Source organism: Agrobacterium sp. NPDC090273 (genome assembly GCF_044772305.1).
Lineage (GTDB): Bacteria > Pseudomonadota > Alphaproteobacteria > Rhizobiales > Rhizobiaceae > Agrobacterium.
The window spans coordinates 57,975-76,835 of the sequence record NZ_JBIVYN010000009.1; the positions used below are offsets into that span (position 1 = coordinate 57,975).

Consider the following 18,861-nt stretch of genomic DNA (forward strand, 5'->3'; position numbering starts at 1 on the left):
CCGGAAAACTGGCAGCTATCGCTCAAGCGTGTTGCGCAGAACGGCAAGGCGTTCCAGTGCGCGTCTGACGTGATAATACACGGCCTCTTCGGTGATCGCTTCGATTTCTGCAATCCGCTTATGTGTGAGGCCTTCGACCCGGCTCATCAGGAAGATTCGCCGTGTTCTGTCCGGCATCTGGTTAAGTGCATCGGTCACGGCCTTCAGTGTCTGCCGCCCCATAAGAAGTCTCTCAGGAGAAACGTGATCGCACGGTTCTGAAAGGATCTCTTCGATCTCAGCGTCTATGTTTCTGCGCCGACGTTCCTTGCGCAGATAGTCGATTGTCGTGTTTTGGGCTGTCTTGCGAATGAATCCCAATGGATTGTCAACGCCAGCAGGCTGATTGGAGGTCTGGAGCTTTATCCAGGTATCTTGAGCGAGGTCTTCCGCCAGCCCCTGATCCATGCGGCGTTGTCTTGAAAAGGATATCAGTTGCGGACGCAAGCGGACAAAAGATTCCAGTAATCTGACGAGGTCGATTGTCATATTGCTCGGGTCTGCCGGTTGAGAACTGATCGTGAAGCGTGTCGTAGGACAGCTATCAAAGCCAATCCAGCCAAGGCAGGCCATTTAATATGACAGAATTACTCTTCTTATGTTTGCGTGATATTCCTGCACCAGTTTGACCGCTCGGGCCAGGCCGGTTCAGATTTTGTTGTCGTTTACGCGAATGCGTCCTTTATCGAGTGCTCTGTAGCACCTCCCGCTATCAGGGCTGCCAGTAGAATTCTTGCTTGTCCCGGACGAAGGTTGGATGAGTGCGTGGCGCCTGCCAGGCTAAGATCGTGCCCACCACCGCCACCGCCGTAGGATGGGGTCAGCTTACCCTGCGGCACGCGGCTGGAAACCACCAATGGCACATTGCGTGCTGAACTGCGCTGAACAGCTTCTACAATCGAGGGATTGGCATTGCCCGAACCGAGCGCGGCAAGCACGATACCCTGGGCGCCGGCGTCGAGGCTCGCGTCGATGAGAGCGCCGTCGCAGCCGGGATAGATCGCAATGATATCGATACGGAGCGCACCGACATCTCCGGAATAAAGACCTTGCGGGTTCTCCTGCGCGGTCGATTGACGGAATGCGTCGATCTCGTCGGCGGAATGCTTGTAAAGTCCCCAGGCAGGGGATGTGCGTCCGCCGAAGCAGACCAGAACACCGCGCCCGGCATTCTTGCGGTCAGTTGCAGCAGCAACCGCTGCAGCGAGATTGGCCGGTCCGTCTGCCTTGGGATGATCGGCAGTGTGTTGCGCACCGGTGAAGATGACCGGTTTCGTCAGGCGATTTTGCAGTTGCACCAGCATGGCGCTTTCTTCCATCGCATCCGTGCCATGAAGGACAACGATACCATCGATCGTGTCGTCGGCCAGCAGTTTTCCCACCGCACTACTGATCGACTGCATGTCGGCCAATGTAAGGCTTGCCGAATCTTTTGCCATCAGATCGATGGCTCTTAGGTCGACGTTGGATTGAGGAAGCAAGCCGAGAAGGCTGTCGCCGTCGAGGCAGGGTGCGCTGGAGCCATCGGCGTTACGCTTGCTGGCGATGGTGCCACCGGTGGCGATGACCGCCACCAGTGGTTTGTTCAAAGAGCCGATCACGAAGCGATCCGATCATCGGCCGCCGCTTGCTTGGCGGCTGTTTCGGCAGCGATGGCCGCAATGCGGTCACGAGCGAGAAACCAGCCAATGATCAGGGCCGGTACGATGATGATCAGGGAACCAATCGTCCAGCTGCCGACCGGATAGTCCAGCGCCATGAGTACCAACACACTGAACAGGAAGATGAGCGTGATGATACCGGTGTAGGGGGCGCCGAACATCGCGAAATCCGGCCGCTTCATCTTGCCCTGACGTGCAAGGCTCCAGAGTTTCAGTTGGCAAAGTACTATCACTGCCCAGGCGCTAATGATACCGAGTGCCGCCAGATTGAGGGCTATCTCGAACGCCATGGCTGGCACGATCGCGTTCAGAACGATACCAATTGCCGTGACCGCTGCGGTGACCGCGATCCCACCATAGGGGACACCGGCCTTGTTCATCTTTGCAAGTGCGGCCGGAGCGGAGCCCGATATCGCCATTGAATGCAGAATGCGTCCCGTGGAGTAGAGGCCGGCATTCAGCGACGACAGAACGGCCGTGAGCACAACGAGGTTCATGATGATGTCGGCGCCTTCGATGCCGATGGCGCCGAAGAAGGTTACAAACGGGCTCTCACCAGCCTTGTAAGCACTATAGGGCAGAAGCAGAGAAAGCAGAACGACGGAACCGACATAAAAAACCAGCAGGCGAACAACGACGGTGCGGATAGCGCGCGGCATGATCTTGCGGGGGTCTTCAGTTTCGCCCGCAGTGGTGCCGATCAATTCGATCGAGGCATAGGCAAATATCACACCCTGAATAATCACGAATGCCGGTAATATGCCGTTCGGCAGGAAGCCGCCATTGTCGCTGATCAGACTGAATCCGGTGACGTGGCCCTCGATCGGGGTGCCGAAGATCACGAAATAGACGCCGACGATCAGGAAGGTGACGAGCGCCAGAACCTTGATCAGGCTGAACCAGAACTCAAGTTCGCCGAATACCTTGACCGAAAGCAGGTTCATCGCCAATACGACGACCAGAGCGACAAAGGCGAAAACCCATTGGTCGATGCCCACCAGGAAGGGCACGTACTGTTTGAAGAAATTCATGTAGAGCGCGACCGCGGTCACGTCAGCGACCGCCGTCATAGCCCAGTTCAGCCAGTACATCCAGCCGACGGCGAAAGCCATCTTCTCGCCGTAGAATTCGCGGGCGTAGGAAACGAAAGAGCCCGAAGTCGGGCGGTGCATGATCAGTTCGCCGAGCGCGCGCAGAACCAGAAACGCAAAGAAACCGCAAAGTGCGTAAACGAAGATGAGGGCAGGTCCGGCTGCCGCAAGTCTTCCGCCAGCTCCGAGGAAAAGCCCGGTGCCGATTGCACCGCCAATGGCGATCATCTGGATCTGACGCGGTTTGAGGGCTTTTTGATAGCCCTGGTCTTCGGCAAACTCGATGCCTTTTTCAGCCTTGATCTGTGTTGATGTATTCACTGAAACGCTCCTCCCTAGAGCTCTCATATCTTGCCAGAAGGCGAGGGATGATTTCGTTCATTCGCGTATATCGTCGCGGAATCCTGTAATGCTGTAATACAGATTTCGCCTTCTTAAAACCATGATTGGGCTTTCGTCAAGTTCGATGAAATTCATTTGACCATTTCACCGAGGCAAGCTTATGTGTCAAAATCTGTCTTACAGCATGACAGATTGTTAATTGTGGAGGATGCCAGAAATGGCGATACGCATTGAAAAAGATCTTCTCGGCCCGAAAGAAATTCCGGTGGATGCCTATTGGGGCGTCCATACGGCGAGGGCCGTCGACAACTTCCCCGTCACCGGCATTACGATCAGTAAGTACCCCCACGTTATCCGCGGTCTGGCTTACGTTAAGGAAGCCGCAGCCGAAACGAATTTCGAACTCGGCTTTCTCGATGAAAAGCGGCGGGATGCCATCGTTGCAGCCTGCAGGGAGATCAGGGCCGGGGCCTTGCACGATCAGTTCGTTGTCGATGTGATCCAGGGTGGCGCCGGCACGTCCACGAACATGAATGCCAATGAAGTGATTGCCAACCGCGCTCTCGAACTTTTGGGCCATGCAAAGGGTGACTACGCGCACCTGCATCCCAATGATCACGTCAATCTCAGTCAGTCGACGAATGACGCTTATCCGACCGCCATCAACGTCGGGACGATCGAAGCTATCGACACGCTGGCAGTGTCGATGGAGTTATTGCAGGGAGCATTCGAGCGAAAGGCAAGGGAGTTCGATCCAATTCTGAAGGTTGGACGTACCCAATTGCAGGACGCGGTTCCGATGACGCTCGGCCAGGAATTCCGCGTCTTTGCGGTTATGCTTGGAGAAGACCGCGCGCGATTGCTTGAATCTGCGACCTTACTGCATGAAATCAACCTTGGCGCGACCGCGATCGGTACCGGCCTCAATGCTCCTGTAGGATATGCCGCACTGGCGTGCAAACACCTTTCGCGGCTGACCGGACGGCCGCTGACTACTGCTGCCGACCTGATCGAGGCCACGCAGGATCCTGGCGCATTCGTGCATCTGTCTGGGGTTTTAAAGCGAGTTGCGGTCAAGTTGTCGAAGACCTGTAACGATCTGCGCTTGTTATCCTCGGGACCGCGCGCCGGTATCGGAGAGATCAATCTTCCGGCCATGCAGGCGGGTTCAAGCATCATGCCGGGCAAGGTCAATCCGGTGATCCCGGAGGTTGTCAATCAGGTCGCCTTCTCCGTCATTGGCAATGACATCACCATCACCATGGCTGCCGAAGCCGGCCAGTTGCAGCTCAACGCCTTTGAGCCGGTGATCGTACGCTCGCTCAGCGACAGTATCGCCCATCTTGAAGCGGCCTGCCGCATCCTTGCGGAGCGATGTGTCGATGGCATCACGGCCAATCCGGGCATCATGGCTCTGCGCCTGGAGCAATCGCTCGGTCTGGCGACCGCACTCAACCCGCTGATCGGCTATTATGCGGCGACCCAGGTTGCACGAGAAGCGCTGGAGACCGGCCGAACCATTGTCGAGGTGGTGCTTGAACGGGGGCACCTGACTGCCGAACAGCTGGATAAAGCGCTGCGTCCGGAAGTTCTGGCGAATGTCCAAAAACCGGTCAGCGATCCGGCTGAACTGCGCCGATAATCTCGGTGACTGCCAGCTTCACCTGACCGAGGTGAAGCTCCATGGCTCGCGAGGCGTCGTCTTGCGAGCCAGCATCGACCGCTGTTGCAATCTGTCGATGTTCGAGGTTGGATGCCACACGGCGACTGGCCATCAGGTTGACCAGTTCGGACTGCTGCATGAGTGCATCGCGTGCATCCATGACAATTTTGGAAAACACGGCATTGCCGGACGCTTCTGCCAGGAGCATGTGGAAATCGGAATCGAGCCTGACCCAGCGAAGCGGGTCTTCTTCCTTCTCCATATCATCGCAGAGTTTTAGGAGGCGCGTGGATTGCTCTGTCGTGCGGCGCAAGGCGGCCCAGCCAGCGGCAGGAACCTCGATGAACGGGCGCGCTTCGATCAGATCTCGTGCAGAATAACCGCTATAACTCAGATCGGTTGATGGCGTGGCTGTCGTCACGAACGTGCCACTTCCTGTCCGCGTCTGTGTCATCCCTAACGTCTGAAGTGATCGGAGGGCTTCACGAATAACCGGACGACTGACACCGTATTTCGACGCGAGATGAGCTTCAGATGGCAGGCGCCTGCCAACTTCGATACGGCCGGAAATTATCGCAGAACGCAGCTCTTCGAATACCGCTTCAGCCGCATTTTTGCGACTGATCGGGCTACTTTCTGACAACCAATCAGTCAATGCACTCATACTGTCAACGTGTCCGATGGTTGTCTTGTTGTCAATTCCCGGCATGTTGCAGGATATGGTTTTGCCGATGATACCAACAGCCAAACCGCAGGAGAACTGCATGCGAGCGCATGTTACAGAGGTAACGAAGGCGTGATTGGCTGCCGATCTCCCGACTGTATCGTCGTTCGCGGGCTTTTTCTGCAGTACAACCTGCCGTATACGGAATGTGAAAGTTTTGTGACGGGTGGAGGTGATCATGTCGATAATCGTGGGTGGACAAGGAATCTTGGCGTCTTCGGTGAAGCTCGCTGACAAGCCAATCGCCAAAGGCATGTCACGCGAACTTTATGCGCTTCCCGGTACGGATCTCATTGTCAAAGTCCAGGCCAAGGAACCGCCGCCACGGCGGTATTTTCAACGGGTGAAACTGTTGGCGGCGCTGCGCCGATTTTATAAGACCATGATCCCCTTGCGACGCGAATTACATGAATACGAAAGGGCTTCGAGGGAGGGCATGCGGACGGCGCGCCATCTTCAACGCTTTGCCGGGTTGGTGCAAACCGACAAGGGAACGGGCCTTGTCGTGCAGCCAGTCACCCAAAAAAACGGATCATTGGCGATGACACTGGACCAGACGCTGGAGACCGGTCGTTACGATGCGAAGACTGACGTAGCACTCAACGAGTTTTTGGACTGGTTCGTAAAAAGCGGCGTCGTCGCCGCCGACGTCCATTTGAAGAACATTGTGCTGGATGAAAAAAGCAATACGCTCGTGTTGATCGACGGTATTGGCGACAAGACGTTTCTTCCTGTCCGGGCATGGTTTCCGCGGCTGAACACGACCTATAAAAAGCGCCTTGCGCAGGCGATCTATACGGAAGTTGCCTTCCGGTTCCTGAGAGGCTCGCTGGGCAAGCAGACGATCGTGCTGTTCCTGATGTTTGCGGGAACGCTCTTCGGCATCGACATTCTCGACGGCCATCTTATCGACGGGTGATAGTCAGGAAACAGCCGAACCATCGCCGGCCGGTGAAATTCAAACTCAAGGCCGGCTTGCAACCAAGCGGCCGGCCTTGAAGTCGCAAATTAGAACGAACCTTTGACGCCGATACCGAACACGCGTGGCGCGGTCATGCTTGCCTCCAGTCCGCCGATGCCGCGGTTCTGCTGCATGTATGTCGGCGCGCGTTCGTCGAAGACATTCTTGACGTAGCCATAGACTTCGAGCCCCTCACGGAACTGATAGCTCGCACGGACATCGGCAATTGTATAGGGCTCGATGACATAGGCTTTCGTGTTCCCAATGTCGGAATAATAGCCATCGAGATGGCGAACCTGACCTGATACGTTGAACTTGTCGGTCACATCCCAGCTCGCGCCGAAGCTGACCATATAGCCCGGTGATTTGGCGAATTCGTTGCCTTCGTAAGTCGTGTTGCTGGACATCCGTTCGATTTCGGTCTTGAGCAGACCGGCGTTCGCCTTGAATGTCAGATTATCGAGAACCCGATAGTCGCCGCCAATCTCGAGACCGTAGGCGTGCGCCTCCTCTGCGTTGATCGTGTAAGACTGGGTCAGCGTCGAAGTCACCTGGACAGGAATGTTATATTGGGCGTTTTTCATGTCCATGTAGAACAGATTGCCAGTCAGCGTCAGCCGGTCGTCAAGGAGGTTCGCACGGGTGAATAGCTCGTAGTTCCAGAGCTTCTCCTCTTTGAACTCCATCCATTTCTGCGCAGAGATGTTGAGAGAAACACCACCGGGGTTGTATCCGCGGCTGACGAGAGCACCGACGGTCCAGTCGTCCGTGACGGCGTAGGCAATCGATGCTTTCGGCAGGACTGCGGAGAAGGTCGTATCGAAATCGACGGGGTTTGCCGCATAGACAGAGGTGCCGCTTCGTTGAATTTGATCGCGCTGGTAACGCAGGCCACCCGTCAAGGACCACTGATCGCTAAGGCGATAGGTCATTTCGGTGAAAAGACCAAGATTGTCCTTCTGGTCATCGAAGGTCGAGGTCGTCTTGCCATTATAAGCGAGGTAGAGCGCCTCGTCGGCCTGTGTGTGGTTGTAGAAGATGCCGACGACACCGCTTAGTGTGTCATCCTGCTCGCCGAATGTGACGCGGACTTCTTCCGACACATTGGTCTGATCCACATCTGCGTCACCATTATTCACCACACCGACCCGGCGCTTGGCGTTCGAATCCGTGAATTGCGTCTGGTTAAACACCTTCACACCATTCTCAAAATCGTAGCTGATGTCGAAGATAGCTGTGTCGGTTCGTTGTCTCCAGCTCGGCATTGTTGTTGTCGTGTGGTTCAGCGCATCGAACGGGACCGATGCCGCTTCCTGGCTGGGGCGGTTGGCGTTGCTGTGCGAAAGCGTGAGCTTGGTGCTGAGCCCCGGGATCTCGGAAGGCTCCCAAAGGAACTTCAGCCGAGCGTTGAATTCCATGAAATCCTGATCTGTGCCTTTGCTGGCAAATCCGGAATTGATGTAGTCGATGAATGTATCGCGCCCCGAGTAATCAATCGCGATACGGGCAGCCAGGTCCTCGCCAACGATGGGACCAGAGAGTGCGAGCGATGCGCGCTTGGTGTGGTAGCTGCCCAATTCGGCCTGGTAGGCGCCCTCTGGCGTGAACGTCGGGTCCTTGGTGTTGACGACGATCGCGCCAGCGATCGCATTGGCGCCTTGCGATGTCGTCTGTGGCCCGCGGAAGACTTCGATGCTTTCGACATCCCACGCGGATGTCGCACCGTAAATGAATTCATTGTAGCCGAGATAGTGGCCGTCGACATTGATTGTTGCGCGCGGAACAGTGCCGGCGAAGAAGGCCGTAGCACCGGTGTTCGGTCCCTGTGTGTCCTGTCCGCGAATGATCGGGGCACTGACATTGTCGGGGAAGACCACGTTGGCGGTGTCCGCAATAACCTCCGAAACGGTCGCGTTTCCTGTCTTCTCCTTCTCGATTTCTCGCGCTGATTTGATCGCAACCGAGGAGGCTGTGCTCTTCAGATCACGTGCCACCTTTTCCCCGGTGATGATGATCGGTTTCAGAACTGTGGCGTCCTCGTTCTGGTTCGTCGCGTCCTGCGATCGTGCGGGAGAGGCGGTCAGGAGTGCGAGTGTCAGGATGCTGACGCTGCTCGAAAAACGAAGGATGGGGCGCGATGTCATAAAAGATCTCAAAACTGGAGTTGAAAACTCATGTTCGGTAACTCGTGCGATGATATTCCGCAATAGGGAATGCATTCCATAATGTGAACATTGTTGTGTGATGGTGCTTTTGTGCCAAATTGGCAACAGGCAGGAGAACGGGTAAGAAAAGAGCATTGCCGCAAACGTCGGGATTCTGGCATGACAGCGATGTAATGCTCAGGTCGGGCCAATATGAAATGGCGCGGGGATGCCGAGATGCAGTGGGAGAGATTGGGTTTTGAACGACGGTATAGGCAATGAAGACGGCGGCGAAGCGGACAAACGATCTGGTGTCATTCAGTCTGTTTCGATCGCAGCGCGATTCCTGACCATTCTGGCTCAGTCCGAATCAGCTCTCGCACTCGGCGAACTGGCGCGGCGCGCCAAAAGCGGACGCTCAACCGCGCATCGCTACATGCAGAGCCTTGTGAAAGAGGGGCTGGTCGCCCAGGATCAGGTCACAGGTGCCTACGATCTCGGTCCGGCAGCTCTGAGCCTCGGTATCAGTGCACTGCGGCGCATAAGCCCGGTTGAAGTCGCGGCACGTCATATGAAAACGCTAGCGGCAACGATTGGCGCCAGTTGTGGCGTAGCAATCTGGACCGATCGTGGCCCGACGATTGTTCAGTGGTACCGCAGCTCCAGCTTTGCAATCAGCACTGTCTCGCTGGGAGACGTTCTTCCTCTTGATAACACGGCCTGCGGTCTGGTGTTCCAGGCCTATCTTCCGGCAGATCGCATCGATGCGGTGCGCAAACTCCAACCGGACGCCTTTCGGGGCGCACGCCCGGACGAGGAGCAGTTTTCGGAAATCCGCAAAAAGGGCGGCGCCGAACTCGATGAGCATCTTTTCAACGCGTTGACGGGAAAGGCCGTGCCGGTTTTCAATGCCCACGGCGAAATTGCCTGTGTTGTTACCACCGTCTCCTTCGTCAAAACGGCGCGATCCGAGGGGCATTTTGCGGCGTTGCTGGAGGCTGGCCGGCTGGCGACATCGGATTCAGGCTTGCCGGCCAGGTCTTGATGCTAAAGCTCGACAAGGTCGTTTTCTGTCGATGCGCCGAGGTGGTCGCGTAACGTTGCACCTTTGTACTCAGCGCGGAAAAGTCCGCGTTGTTGCAGGAGCGGCACCAGTTCGTCAAAAAACAATGCAAGCGATGCGGGAGAGCCTCCGGGCAAGGCGATGAAGCCGTCCAAGGCTCCCGCGTCGTGCCATTCGGCAATTTCCTCGGCAACGTCCTGCGGTGTGCCGACCGACACCCAATGGGCGGAGCCGACGACTTCCGGACGTTTCAAGATGTGTGCGACTGACGGTTCCTCTCGCTCGATGAAGCGGCGCAAAAGATCGGCATGGGTGCGGCTGCGCACAGGCTGGTCGATTGACGGCAACATTGCAGCGGTCACCTTTGCATTGAGCGGCATATCGGCGAGATCGAGGCCGAGGACAGCCTTGACCGATTGCCGACGGTAGTCTTCGCTGAGATGGGCGTGGGCTCTCTCGTGCAAGGCAACGGCTTCTTCGCGTGTCTTTGCCAGGAAGAAGTGGAGACCGGGCAATACCTTGATGTCTTCCGCTTTCCGCCCATGAGCGCGAGCGCGTCTGCGCAGATCGCTCCTGAGGTCGATCGCGGCGGTCATGTCCGGTGTCGCCGCAAATGTTCCATTGGCGATCGACGCGGAAAAGTCGCGGCCGATGTCTGAGGCGCCGGCCTGGAAAAGCAGAGGTTCGCCGGATGCATGGCAGGGAACATTGAGTGGTCCCTTGATACTGAAGAACTCACCTTGATGTTCGATAGATTGAGGCTCTTTACCGGGCATGTTGCCTGGATTGCTTCGCCACAGGCGGCGGACGACATCGGTAAATTCTGCAGCTTTTCGGTAGCGGGTTTCAGCTGATGGCATGGGCTCGTCGCCAAAATTTTCGGCGCCTTCGATCGACGTGACGATGTTCCAGCCGGTACGTCCATTGCTGATCCAGTTCAGAGATTGCATCTGGCGCGCCACGACATAGGGAAGATTGAACGTGGTCGATGCTGTCGTCACCATCCCGATATGTGTCGTGGACCGGGCAATCGCAGCAAAGAGGACCGTAGGCTCGAGGCCGACCGGCGCTAGACCGCTGGCTTTACGTGCGCGTTTGAGAATGCCGACGTAATCGACCTGAAAAACGAAATCGAGCTTTGCAGCTTCCGCCCGCTTGGCAAGAGAAGTCGCGAAATCAACCGGGTCCGGCGGTATTCCAGTCTTGTCGGTCTCGGCAGATGGAACCTGAAGCCAAAGCGGCGCCAGGCAAAATCCGATATGAAGTTTGGACTGGTTCATGGCGCGTCGTTCCTGAGCATCTGGAGCCGTCCCTTTGGGACGATCATGGGGGTATTGGAATAGGGATCGGTGATGATCATTGATGATAGCCCGTAGACATCTTCGACAAGGTCTGCGGAAACTATATCCGCAGGGCGGCCTTCGGCGACGATTCGGCCATCACGCATGGCGATCAGGTGTGTGGCGTAACGGCAGGCATGGTTCAGATCATGCAACACGGCGACGATCGTCCGGCCTTTGATGTTGAGTTCGGCCAAGAGATCGAGAACCTCGATCTGGAAGGCTATGTCGAGAAACGTGGTGGGTTCGTCGAGCAGCAGGATGGATGTGTCCTGTGCCAGGACCATTGCGATCCAGACGCGCTGGCGCTGGCCGCCTGACAGTTCTTCCAGCAGAACGTTAGCCAACTGGCTGACGCCGGTCGCCTGCATGGCATTTTCGACCGCGAGCTGATCTGCGGTCGACCATTGTCTGAGAAACGACTGATGTGGAAAACGCCCGCGACCAACCAGTTCCGCAACGGTAATACCGACAGGCGCCGTTGCACTTTGGGGAAGCAGGCCTAGTTGCCGGGCGAGTTCGCGGCTCGTGAAGGTTTCAATGGTTTTGCCGTCGAGAATTATCTCTCCTGACGCAGGCCTCAGAAGTCGGGACAAGCCGCGTAACAAGGTCGATTTCCCGCACGCGTTGGCACCGACGATAACCGTGAAACCGCCGTCGGGAATGCTTACGGAGAGGTCTGTGGATACGGTTCGTTTATCGTATCGCAACGTCACCGACTGTGTTCGAAGTCGCGCCATTCGTTCGTTCCCTGACTATGGACCGTTGTCTACTGGCGTATTGCATTGCGGAATGCATTCTGCAATATGGCCACCGAAAAATATTGACTGGATTCATCATGTTTTGCGGTTGGCGCTTCCCGAGCGCCTGCGCCGCGCCTGTAGCTGGAGCACCTTATGGCCAGACGCCGAACGTTTCTGTTCATCGGACTTTGCCTGACACTGTCCGCAACCGCTCCCTTTCGTCATGCTTTTTCTGCGCAACCGGATTGGCCGCGTGAGATCGAACACGCCAAGGGAAAGCTGACGTTGCTGGCCAAGCCTCAGCGGATCATTTCAACGGCACCGAGCCTGACAGGTATCCTCCTTGCCATCGGGGCGCCGGTGGTGGCTTCGGCTGCAACAACGCCAAGTGGCATGACCGATCCGACCGGCTTCTTTTCACAATGGTCAGACGTCGCTCATCAACGCGGTGTTGAGGTTCTCTACGGAAATCTTGTGTTCGATATCGAGGCGGTTATCGGATGGAATCCGGATCTGATCATCGGTTCATCAACCGGTGCCGACAGCGTCGCTCAACATTATGCGGAGCTGAACCACCAGCATCTGCCGGTGATGATTGTCGATTATGCCAATCACGGCTGGCAAGATGTCGCGCGTCAGTTGGGACGTGCGACCGGACGGGAAGAGCAAGCTGAAGCGGCCATAAAGGAATTTGATCAGTACGCAGCCGACGCGGCCACGAAGCTTGCCTTGGCGGCTAGTAAGGTCACTGTCGTCGGTTATAACATCGGTGGCAGCTATTCGATCGGCAAGCCTGAGAGCGCACAGGCACAAGTCCTGTCATCGCTCGGCATGACCGTGGCGGGGCTTCCCGACACCTTGCGTGGAGGCGTCACCAGGTCAAGCGACTTTGACTTCATCTCCCACGAAAATCTGCCGGCAGCGATCACAGGCGATACAGTTTTCCTGTTGCGCGCAAACCCGAAGGATGTTGACGCTTTTCTGGCAGACCCTATCCTCGCCAACCTTCCGGCAGTCATCAATCGGCGGGTCTATCCCCTCGGTCAGTCGTCGTTTCGCATCGATTATTACTCGGGACGTCAGATGATTGATACTGTTGTCGATTCGATGCGCAAACCATGACGTCACGTCGCGCACGTCGAATTGCGGTCACTGCGGGGCTCTTTGGCTTCCTGATCGTGCTTTCGGTCGCAAGCCTTGGTCTCGGTTCCAGGCACATCGACCTGCAGACGGTTAGGGCTTCTTTTCTGGCATATAATCCGGTCATCGATGAGCATCTGATCATTTGGTCCTTGCGCGCACCGCGAACGCTTATTGCAATGCTGGCCGGTGTTGCGCTTGGCGTAGCCGGTGCTCTCACACAGGCGGTCACCCGCAACCCGCTCGCCGAGCCGGGTTTGCTCGGTGTTAACGCCGGTGCCGCGACCGCTGTTATTTTTGGTGTCGCGGTTCTCGGCATCCATGACATCGCTAGCTACGTCTGGTTGGGCTTTGCCGGAGCAGCCGCATCTGCCTGCGCGGTCCTGCTGCTCGGTCGTGCCGGAGGAAGTGGAACCGATCCGGTGCGTCTGGTGCTTGCGGGTGCGGGGCTCTCCATCGTTCTTGGCTCGGTCACTGGTGTCGTCGTCCTGAATGCGCCGGCAGACGTTCTCGACAATTTCAGAAACTGGGCCGCGGGCTCGGTCGAAGGAAGGGGCTTCGACATTGCGGGCGTGCTAGCCCTTGCAGTCGTGTTCGGTTCCATCATCGCCATGGCAATTTCTTCCAATCTGAATGCCATCGCCTTGGGAGAAGAGCTTGGCAGGTCACTTGGCGCCAGCGCTGGCGCTACAATGATTGGGGCGTGTGGCGCGGTGACACTTCTGGCAGGGGCTGCAACCGCAGCAGCCGGTCCGATAACCTTCCTGGGCCTGGTCGCACCACAGATAACACGCAGCGTCATCGGACCTGATTGCCGTTGGATCATACCGGCATCCGGGCTGACTGGGGGATGCGTTCTGCTGCTCTCCGATATCGTTGGCCGTATCGTGGTTGCGCCCGAGGAAATTGCTGCGGGAATTGTCGTTCTGTTGATCGGGGGACCGTTCTTCATCTGTGCCGCCCGTCATTTTCGTTTGGGGAAAGCATGAGAAGTGGTTTTCCGCCTGTGTTCCGCTTCGGCAACGTGTCGATCATCTGGAGACCAAGGAGCATCATTGTCTGCTTCGGCTTGCTGCTAGCGGCTGCGATTGTTGCCATGCTTCTTCTGGGAACAGGGAGTCTCAAGTTCAGTCCGAAGGAGGTGCTGGAAACGCTCCTTGGTGCCACTCAAAATCCCGCTGCCGAGCGCATCGTGCTTGGAGTCCGGCTGCCACGGGTTCTCACAGCCGCGCTGGTTGGAGCTTGTCTTGGCGCGGCCGGTTCAATCTTTCAGTCGATTTCACGCAATCCGCTTGGGTCACCCGACATACTCGGCTTCACCACGGGCGCCGCGACGGGCGCCATCGTTCAGATCATTCTTTTTGATGCTGGAGCGTTGGAGACTGCGGCCGCGGCCGTGGTGGCGGGGCTCGCTGCTGCTGGACTTGTATATAGCCTGGCGATGAAAGGGCAATCGAGTGGCGGTTATCGGCTTGTGCTCGTCGGTATCGGGGTCGGTGCCGTTCTTTCAGGCCTGAATACGGTGCTACTTGTGAAAGGGGACCTTGACCAGGCCATGTCCGCACAGCTCTGGCTAGGCGGTTCACTCAATACGCGAAGCTGGTCGCATGTCGTACCGGCGGCGATTGGCCTTTTCGCGGTTATTCCATTCGTTCTCACCTATGCAAGTCGACTGGACGTCATCGAAATGGGCGACGATACGGCTGGGCAGCTCGGTGTCAATGTGGAGCGCACCCGCTTTCTAATGGTCATGATGGGTGTCGGGCTGACTGCCATTGCTACAGCGGCCGCCGGCCCCATAGCCTTCATTGCGTTGATTGCTCCGCAACTTGCCCGACGCCTGACGCATGCACCCCAGGTGCCATTGTTATCGAGCGCTTTGATGGGGGCCACACTTCTGCTTTGCGCGGATCTCCTGGCGCAACGACTGCCACTTAATCTCAACCTGCCGATCGGACTTATGACCGGCATGATCGGTGGGGTTTATCTTTTGTGGATTCTGTCCCGTAGGCGAAACTGATAACGCCGGATGGATGGGCAATCAATGTCTGCGGATTGCTGTGTTAGCTCGCGTCTGCGCACCGATTGACTCCTTCAATGACGATCTCTATTCATCAAGTCATCTGATGACTTGATGAATAGAGATCGTCATGCAAACCGTTAGCAAATCCAGTCTGACACACGAGGCAGCTCAAGCCATACGAGGTGAGATTGTAGCGGGTCGCTGGGCGATCGGCGACAAGCTTCCGAACGAGGCAGGGCTGTCGGCAACGCTTTCTGTCAGTCGCGGTACCGTGCGCGAGGCGGTCCGCGTCCTCGTGGCACAGGGTTTCCTCGAAACAAGACAAGGTTCTGGCACCTATGTGCTTTCCGTAACCGACCCGACAGAAACCTTGACCATGGCGCGGCGTGCAAGTCTACGCGACCAGTTTGAAGCGCGTTGCGCTCTGGACGTCGAGGCTGCACGACTGGCTGCGATACGACGAACACCCGACATCATTGGCGAATTGCGGCGCCTGCTGGCAGAACGGGGCAACTACGAGGGCGGCGACAATTCCGCGTTCATCGTGCGCGATCTCGCCTTCCACAAGGCTGTCGTTGCGGCGTCTGGAAACCGCGCGATGGTCGAAATCTACGAGTTCTTTTCGGTCTCCATCGCGGAGACAATTCAGGCGACACTGCGCGCAGAAGTGCCCGAACCCGATATGCAAGCCCATGCGGATATCGTCGACGCGATCGAATCCGGTGATGCCGACAAAGCCGCTGTTGCGGTTCGCCGTTTTATGGCTCCTATCTTCTCAACTCTCGACAGATTGTAAAATATCATGACTGCTTCATTTCTAGGGGCACCAAAGACCCAGGGCCACGATCCGGTCGAGGATACCTTGGTCGATGCCGAAATCGACACGGTGCCGGCACCCGTCCCGCCACGACAGAGTGCTTTGGGGCGTGTTCTGCTTGGCGCTAGCCTCGTACTCATCGCATTCAATCTTCGTCCGGTTTTTTCCAGTGCATCGGCATTGCTTCCGGAAATCCGTAGTGAACTTGGCCTGTCTTCGTTTGCGGCGAGTGTCCTGACAACATTGCCTGTCCTTTGCCTTGGCGCCTTCTCGCCGCTGGCGCCTCGCCTAGCCCAGCGTATCGGATCTGAGCGGACCCTTCTTGGGGTGTTGCTGTTCCTGGCGCTTGGAACGGCCTTGCGTGGTCTGCATTCTGTTCCAGCCCTGTTCCTCGGAACGGCGCTTGCCGGTGGCTGCATCGCAATCGGTAATGTGCTTCTGCCGGGTCTCGTAAAACGGGACTTTGCCAGGAATGCTGCTTTGATGACGGGCCTTTACACCATGGCGCTTTGCGCCGGGGCGGCGAGCGCTGCAGGGCTAACCTTGCCTTTGGAGAAAATGCTTGGCGGTTCAATGAATGGCGCATTGGCGATCTGGGCGCTTCCGGCACTGCTGGTCGGTGCCCTCTGGTTGCCGCAGGTGCTGTTGGCTAAGGACAAATCGGCACGCAGCGGCTTTCGTGTCGAAGGTCTCTGGCGAGACAGGTTGGCCTGGAACGTCACGATGTTCATGGGTTTTCAGTCTGCGCTTGCCTACAGCGTTTTTGGCTGGCTCGTCCCAATCCTGCGTGACCGCGGTCTTGATGGTGTCACCGCCGGCGCTATCGTATCAGTATCGGTAATGGTGCAGGCAGCGTCGTGCCTTGTCGTGCCGCATATCGCCGTTCGCGGTAAAAACCAGTGTGTCGTCAATGTTACGCTTTGCGCGTTCGCAGTTGTCGCTTTGATTGGCCTGCTATTTGCTCCGCTCTCGACCGTGTGGTTCTGGGCTGTACTGCAGGGCATTGGACAGGGAGGATTGATCGCTGCAGCAATGACGGTGATCGTATTGCGTTCGCGCGACCCACATGTTGCCGCTCATCTCTCGGGTATGGCCCAGTGCGTTGGTTATCTTTTGGCGGCCATCGGTCCGCTTGTTGCTGGCGTCATTCGGGGCTGGACGGGCAGCTTTGCCTGGTGCGCGGTCCTTTTTGTTGGATTGGGTGCTGTTGCTGCTGTCAATGGTTGGTTCGCCGGGCGTTCGGGTTTCGTGAACGCGAAAACTGTCGAGATGTGAGCCGACATTCGCGCGGCAGGTCTCGCCGCGCTTGATACGGTTTCCGCCGCACATGGCGTACGGTCAGCCGAGGTTGCTGTTGCGCTCATGGCGCAGCAAGGCGTAATTGCACCGACCACCAGCGCGACAAAGGTGGCGCATGTCGAAAGCTTTTCCAGAGCCGCTAGCCTGGGAGTCGACCTTGAGCGAGTTCGCGGAATTAAACGCCGCAGCGACCTCTTGAAGAGTGAGCCTGCGGGCCTGAGGCAATTTGAACCTGTTTTGCCCTTGTTCGGACATGCAGTGAGATCGAAACAAACGGAAAGCAAGGTGTCGCCAGACGTCTTTTTTTGTCTGGAGCAAATTCGTGTGCCCCCGCGAAAGGAGCCACCTGTCCTCAAATCGACAAGCCGGCAAAATATTTTCAGGCAAAGTGCTTGACACTCTCAACTAAATTATAGTTGATTATCTCAATCAAATGGATGGCAGATTCATGAATGACATTGGTGCAAACGAAGATGTCGAATGGCCTGGCGAAGGGATTGTCGTCTCTCCGGAGACGATTGATCTCGATGTCCTGAACGATACGTTCAGCTACTTCATTCGAGACATTAACATCGCAGTCAGCCGCGATTGGGACGCCCGCATTGCCGATATGGAAGCCATTCGTGGCACTGGCAAAGTTACGGCGCTCTTCATGATCGCCAATTACCCAGGCATTCACCCGTCCGCGATTGCGCAGATCAACTTGCGCGACCGCGCAGAGGTGGCGCGCACGTTGAACGGTCTGGAGGCAGCCGGGCTTATTCGCCGAAAGACCGGCCGGAAGGATTCTCGTTCCTGGTCTTTGTTCCTGACGGAGGAAGGCGAGGGATGCGTTGTCGAATTGCGCAAACGCATAAAGGAGTCCCGCAAGTTCCTATCCGACATTTCGGATGACGAGTACGAGCAGGCGATGAGTGTTCTGCGGCGCATATACTGGCGTTTCGTTATGGCGCCCCATCCGGTAGGGGAGAGTTGATGGCAGAGGAACGCGTAGCGCTGATCAGTGGCGCGCGGAGGGGTATAGGCAAGGCGATTGCTGAACGTCTCCTTCGCGATGGCTGGAAAATCTCGCTTGGATTACGCCAACCGCAGGATGACTGGACGGACGATGTGGCGATCCATACCCACCCCTACGACGCCCTGGAGGGTGGGGAAGCCGTGTGGGTCGATGAAGCACTCGCTCGGTTCGGTCGCATTGATGCCGTGGTCGCCAACGCTGGCGTGATGGTCGCGAAGTCCGTCATCGATATTGATGACGCGTCTCTGGATGCGATGTGGGCGGTCAATGTCAGGGCGCCACAGAGACTGGCGAAGTACGCGTTTCCCGCCTTGTCGAAATCCGGTAGCGGCCGCATTGCCATCATCGCGTCGTTATCGGGAAAACGTGTGGCGTCAGTGGATTCCTCCGCTTATGCGCTGACCAAACATGCAGCGGTCGCGCTTGCCCATGGACTTCGCCAGGCAGGCTTCGAGCAGGGCATTAGAGCAACGGCGATCTGCCCGGGCTTTGTCGCCACCGATATGGGTCTGGCGCTTGCGCCAGAGAAGGCAGCGAGCATGACAAGTGCAGATGAAGTTGCCGATGTCGTTGCCTACGCCATCAACCTGCCAAACCGTGCAAGCGTTGCAGAAATCACCGTCAACTGGCGGGCCGAACAACTCTATTGAGGAGATCATGGCGCCTTGCCGGGCGCTGCAATTCGACAAGAGAAGTCGGGACGGCGGATCTGATGCCCGCCCAGCCGGCCGCAAAGGGCAAAGCCCTTGCTTAGGGAGTCATAAGTACCTGTCCGATCAATCGGGCAAGGATT

At 57.0% G+C, this 18,861-nt stretch carries 17 protein-coding genes; 10 read left to right on the forward strand and 7 right to left on the reverse strand.

Annotated features, from left to right (window positions below):
• Positions 1–15 precede the first annotated feature (15 nt).
• The 3 genes from ACIQT8_RS21225 to ACIQT8_RS21235 all read right to left on the reverse strand — a co-directional run bounded on the left by ACIQT8_RS21225 (position 16) and on the right by ACIQT8_RS21235 (position 3,112).
• Positions 16–612, reverse strand: a complete 597-nt coding sequence (locus tag ACIQT8_RS21225) for an RNA polymerase sigma factor (RefSeq protein ID WP_400969342.1) — start codon at positions 610–612, stop codon at positions 16–18.
• A gap of 92 nt (positions 613–704) precedes the next feature.
• Positions 705–1,640 (reverse strand): asparaginase, encoded by a 936-nt coding sequence (locus tag ACIQT8_RS21230; protein WP_400969345.1) that lies wholly within the window; start codon positions 1,638–1,640, stop codon positions 705–707.
• Complete coding sequence (locus ACIQT8_RS21235) at positions 1,637–3,112, reverse strand: amino acid permease (RefSeq protein WP_262526975.1); 1,476 nt, start codon at positions 3,110–3,112, stop codon at positions 1,637–1,639. The genes ACIQT8_RS21230 and ACIQT8_RS21235 overlap by 4 nt, the downstream gene beginning before the upstream one ends.
• Positions 3,113–3,350: 238 nt before the next feature.
• On the opposite strand from ACIQT8_RS21235, the gene ACIQT8_RS21240 reads away from it, so the two are divergent.
• A complete protein-coding gene (locus ACIQT8_RS21240; RefSeq protein ID WP_400969348.1) occupies positions 3,351–4,775 on the forward strand; it encodes an aspartate ammonia-lyase in 1,425 nt (474 codons plus the stop codon).
• Here ACIQT8_RS21240 and ACIQT8_RS21245 read toward each other — a convergent pair.
• Positions 4,747–5,460: a FadR/GntR family transcriptional regulator gene (locus ACIQT8_RS21245; RefSeq protein ID WP_400969351.1), complete on the reverse strand. Its 714-nt coding sequence runs from the start codon at positions 5,458–5,460 to the stop codon at positions 4,747–4,749. The genes ACIQT8_RS21240 and ACIQT8_RS21245 overlap by 29 nt on opposite strands.
• Before the next feature lie 238 nt (positions 5,461–5,698).
• On the opposite strand from ACIQT8_RS21245, the gene ACIQT8_RS21250 reads away from it, so the two are divergent.
• Positions 5,699–6,439, forward strand: coding sequence for a YrbL family protein (locus ACIQT8_RS21250; RefSeq protein ID WP_400969353.1), 741 nt, complete (start codon positions 5,699–5,701; stop codon positions 6,437–6,439).
• A gap of 89 nt (positions 6,440–6,528) precedes the next feature.
• Here ACIQT8_RS21250 and ACIQT8_RS21255 read toward each other — a convergent pair whose 3' ends face one another.
• Positions 6,529–8,625: a TonB-dependent receptor gene (locus tag ACIQT8_RS21255; RefSeq protein WP_400969356.1), complete on the reverse strand. Its 2,097-nt coding sequence runs from the start codon at positions 8,623–8,625 to the stop codon at positions 6,529–6,531.
• Between the two features lie 259 nt (positions 8,626–8,884).
• On the opposite strand from ACIQT8_RS21255, the gene ACIQT8_RS21260 reads away from it, so the two are divergent.
• Positions 8,885–9,670, forward strand: a complete 786-nt coding sequence (locus tag ACIQT8_RS21260) for an IclR family transcriptional regulator (RefSeq protein WP_400969359.1) — start codon at positions 8,885–8,887, stop codon at positions 9,668–9,670.
• 2 nt (positions 9,671–9,672) lie between these two features.
• Here the strand turns inward: ACIQT8_RS21260 and ACIQT8_RS21265 are convergent, their stop codons facing one another.
• Both ACIQT8_RS21265 and ACIQT8_RS21270 read right to left on the reverse strand, forming a co-directional pair.
• Positions 9,673–10,968, reverse strand: coding sequence for an NtaA/DmoA family FMN-dependent monooxygenase (locus ACIQT8_RS21265; protein ID WP_400969362.1), 1,296 nt, complete (start codon positions 10,966–10,968; stop codon positions 9,673–9,675).
• A complete protein-coding gene (locus ACIQT8_RS21270; RefSeq protein ID WP_400969365.1) occupies positions 10,965–11,768 on the reverse strand; it encodes an ABC transporter ATP-binding protein in 804 nt (267 codons plus the stop codon). Before ACIQT8_RS21270 ends, ACIQT8_RS21265 begins: the two co-directional genes overlap by 4 nt.
• 156 nt (positions 11,769–11,924) lie before the next feature.
• Here ACIQT8_RS21270 and fepB point away from each other — a divergent pair, with 156 nt between their 5' ends.
• The 7 genes from fepB (at position 11,925) to ACIQT8_RS21305 (ending at position 18,718) form a co-directional block, all read left to right on the forward strand.
• Positions 11,925–12,893 (forward strand): Fe2+-enterobactin ABC transporter substrate-binding protein, encoded by a 969-nt coding sequence (fepB, locus tag ACIQT8_RS21275; protein ID WP_400969368.1) that lies wholly within the window; start codon positions 11,925–11,927, stop codon positions 12,891–12,893.
• Entirely contained in the window at positions 12,890–13,900 is a 1,011-nt protein-coding gene (locus tag ACIQT8_RS21280) for a FecCD family ABC transporter permease (RefSeq protein WP_400969371.1), read from the forward strand. The genes fepB and ACIQT8_RS21280 overlap by 4 nt, the downstream gene beginning before the upstream one ends.
• Positions 13,897–14,931, forward strand: coding sequence for a FecCD family ABC transporter permease (locus ACIQT8_RS21285; protein WP_400969373.1), 1,035 nt, complete (start codon positions 13,897–13,899; stop codon positions 14,929–14,931). Before ACIQT8_RS21280 ends, ACIQT8_RS21285 begins: the two co-directional genes overlap by 4 nt.
• Positions 14,932–15,061: 130 nt before the next feature.
• The gene (locus ACIQT8_RS21290; protein ID WP_400969376.1) at positions 15,062–15,730 is read left to right on the forward strand and encodes a FadR/GntR family transcriptional regulator; all 669 of its coding nucleotides are present in this window, start codon (positions 15,062–15,064) and stop codon (positions 15,728–15,730) included.
• Between the two features lie 6 nt (positions 15,731–15,736).
• Positions 15,737–17,026, forward strand: a complete 1,290-nt coding sequence (locus tag ACIQT8_RS21295; RefSeq protein ID WP_400969379.1) for a CynX/NimT family MFS transporter — start codon at positions 15,737–15,739, stop codon at positions 17,024–17,026.
• A 472-nt stretch (positions 17,027–17,498) separates the two neighbouring features.
• The gene (locus ACIQT8_RS21300) at positions 17,499–18,026 is read left to right on the forward strand and encodes a MarR family winged helix-turn-helix transcriptional regulator (RefSeq protein WP_400969381.1); all 528 of its coding nucleotides are present in this window, start codon (positions 17,499–17,501) and stop codon (positions 18,024–18,026) included.
• On the forward strand, positions 18,026–18,718 hold the full coding sequence (locus ACIQT8_RS21305) for an SDR family NAD(P)-dependent oxidoreductase (RefSeq protein WP_400969384.1): 693 nt from the start codon (positions 18,026–18,028) through the stop codon (positions 18,716–18,718). The genes ACIQT8_RS21300 and ACIQT8_RS21305 overlap by 1 nt, the downstream gene beginning before the upstream one ends.
• Positions 18,719–18,861 lie beyond the last annotated feature (143 nt).

What these genes read in the sequence shown, in the direction of transcription:
- ACIQT8_RS21225 (WP_400969342.1), bottom strand. Translation starts at nt 612, where the DNA reads ATGGCCTGCCTTGGCTGGATTGGCTTTGATAGCTGTCCTACGACACGC.
- ACIQT8_RS21240 (WP_400969348.1), top strand. Translation starts at nt 3,351, where the DNA reads ATGGCGATACGCATTGAAAAAGATCTTCTCGGCCCGAAAGAAATTCCG.
- ACIQT8_RS21245 (WP_400969351.1), bottom strand. Translation starts at nt 5,460, where the DNA reads ATGAGTGCATTGACTGATTGGTTGTCAGAAAGTAGCCCGATCAGTCGC.
- ACIQT8_RS21250 (WP_400969353.1), top strand. Translation starts at nt 5,699, where the DNA reads ATGTCGATAATCGTGGGTGGACAAGGAATCTTGGCGTCTTCGGTGAAG.
- ACIQT8_RS21255 (WP_400969356.1), bottom strand. Translation starts at nt 8,625, where the DNA reads ATGACATCGCGCCCCATCCTTCGTTTTTCGAGCAGCGTCAGCATCCTG.
- ACIQT8_RS21265 (WP_400969362.1), bottom strand. Translation starts at nt 10,968, where the DNA reads ATGAACCAGTCCAAACTTCATATCGGATTTTGCCTGGCGCCGCTTTGG.
- ACIQT8_RS21270 (WP_400969365.1), bottom strand. Translation starts at nt 11,768, where the DNA reads ATGGCGCGACTTCGAACACAGTCGGTGACGTTGCGATACGATAAACGA.
- fepB (WP_400969368.1), top strand. Translation starts at nt 11,925, where the DNA reads ATGGCCAGACGCCGAACGTTTCTGTTCATCGGACTTTGCCTGACACTG.
- ACIQT8_RS21280 (WP_400969371.1), top strand. Translation starts at nt 12,890, where the DNA reads ATGACGTCACGTCGCGCACGTCGAATTGCGGTCACTGCGGGGCTCTTT.
- ACIQT8_RS21285 (WP_400969373.1), top strand. Translation starts at nt 13,897, where the DNA reads ATGAGAAGTGGTTTTCCGCCTGTGTTCCGCTTCGGCAACGTGTCGATC.
- ACIQT8_RS21290 (WP_400969376.1), top strand. Translation starts at nt 15,062, where the DNA reads ATGCAAACCGTTAGCAAATCCAGTCTGACACACGAGGCAGCTCAAGCC.
- ACIQT8_RS21295 (WP_400969379.1), top strand. Translation starts at nt 15,737, where the DNA reads ATGACTGCTTCATTTCTAGGGGCACCAAAGACCCAGGGCCACGATCCG.
- ACIQT8_RS21300 (WP_400969381.1), top strand. Translation starts at nt 17,499, where the DNA reads ATGAATGACATTGGTGCAAACGAAGATGTCGAATGGCCTGGCGAAGGG.
- ACIQT8_RS21305 (WP_400969384.1), top strand. Translation starts at nt 18,026, where the DNA reads ATGGCAGAGGAACGCGTAGCGCTGATCAGTGGCGCGCGGAGGGGTATA.